This is a genomic window from Streptomyces sp. C (assembly GCF_000158895.1).
In the GTDB taxonomy this organism is placed as follows: domain Bacteria; phylum Actinomycetota; class Actinomycetes; order Streptomycetales; family Streptomycetaceae; genus Streptomyces; species Streptomyces racemochromogenes.
This window is the reverse complement of the sequence record NZ_GG657750.1, coordinates 1452302-1453608: the sequence shown is the minus strand read 5'-3', so window position 1 is coordinate 1453608 and position 1307 is coordinate 1452302. Positions and strand designations below refer to the sequence as shown.

1 protein-coding gene is annotated in these 1307 nt (G+C 75.7%); it reads right to left on the bottom strand.

Features of this window, described 5'->3' with window-relative positions; genetic code table 11:
- Window positions 1-64: 64 nt before the first annotated feature.
- Window positions 65-1273, bottom strand: a complete 1209-nt coding sequence (locus SSNG_RS06310) for a histidine kinase (protein ID WP_007262974.1) — start codon at window positions 1271-1273, stop codon at window positions 65-67.
- Window positions 1274-1307 lie beyond the last annotated feature (34 nt).

Genomic DNA, 1307 nt, shown 5'->3' with positions numbered 1-1307 from the left:
AGGCCTCGGCCCCCAGGCCTCGGGCCCCCGCGCCTCGGCCCCCGGGCCCGACGGCCCGACGGCGTCACAGCGGCCGTACGCCGGCCCGGTACTTCGGGATGCGGACCGTGACCTTCGTCCCCGCCCCGAGACCCGTCTCCACGACGATCCCGTACGCGTCCCCGTACACCTGACGCATCCGCTCGTCCACGTTCGGCAGCCCGATCCCCGACGCCGACCCGGCCCGCTCCCCGGCAAGGATCCGCCGCAGCCGTTCCGGATCCATCCCCACGCCGTTGTCCTCGATGGTCAGCACCGCCTCCGAGCCGGCGTCCCGCGCCGCGATCGTGATCCGGCACTCCTCCGTGGAGTCCTCCACCCCGTGCTTGACCGCGTTCTCCACCAGCGGCTGCAGACACAGGAACGGCAGCGCCACCGGCAGCACCTCCGGCGCCACCTGCAACGTCACCTTCAGCCGGTCCCCGAACCGGGCCCCGGCCAGCGACAGGTACCGCTCGATCGACCGCAGCTCCTCGGCCAGCGTGGTGAACTCCCCGTGCCGGCGGAAGGAGTAGCGCGTGAAGTCCGCGAACTCCAGCAGCAGCTCCCGCGCCCGCTCCGGATCCGTCCGCACGAACGAGGCGATCGCCGCGAGGGAGTTGAAGATGAAGTGCGGGGAGATCTGCGCCCGCAGCGCCTTGATCTCCGCCTCCATCAGCCGCGTCCGCGCCCGGTCCAGCTCCGACAGCTCCAGCTGCACGGACACCCACCGCGCCACCTCCGTCGCGGCCCGCACCAGCACCGCCGACTCCCGCGACCCGTACGCGACCAGCGCCCCCAGCACCCCGTCCTCACCGGTCAGCGGCGCGAACACCGCCCACTTCAGCGGGCACTCCGGCCGCTGGCAGTCGGTGCGCAGGCTCTGGCTGCGCCCCGACTCCAGCATCACCGCCACCCGGGCCATCGCCCGCCGCTCGTGGTGGTCGGCGCCCGGCCCGTCCCAGGCCAGCACCGCCTCCCGGTCCGTCAGGCACAGCGCCTCCGTGCCGAGCAGCGACCGCAGCCGCCGCGCCGCCTTGCGGGCGGCGTCCTCGGTCAGGCCCGCCCGCAGCGGGGGAGCCGCCAGCGAAGCCGTGTGCAGCGTGTGGAAGGTGGCCCGCTCGACCGGCGTGCCCAGGTCCAGCCCCGCCAACCGCTCCCCGCGCCGGGCCTGCCACCGCCCCCCGGCCCAGCCCAGCCCCAGCAGCAGCACCGCCCCCGCCGCCGCCAGCACCCCGAGCGCCGCCCCGGTCACCAGGCACCCCCCGCCGCCCGCTCCCCGGCCACGC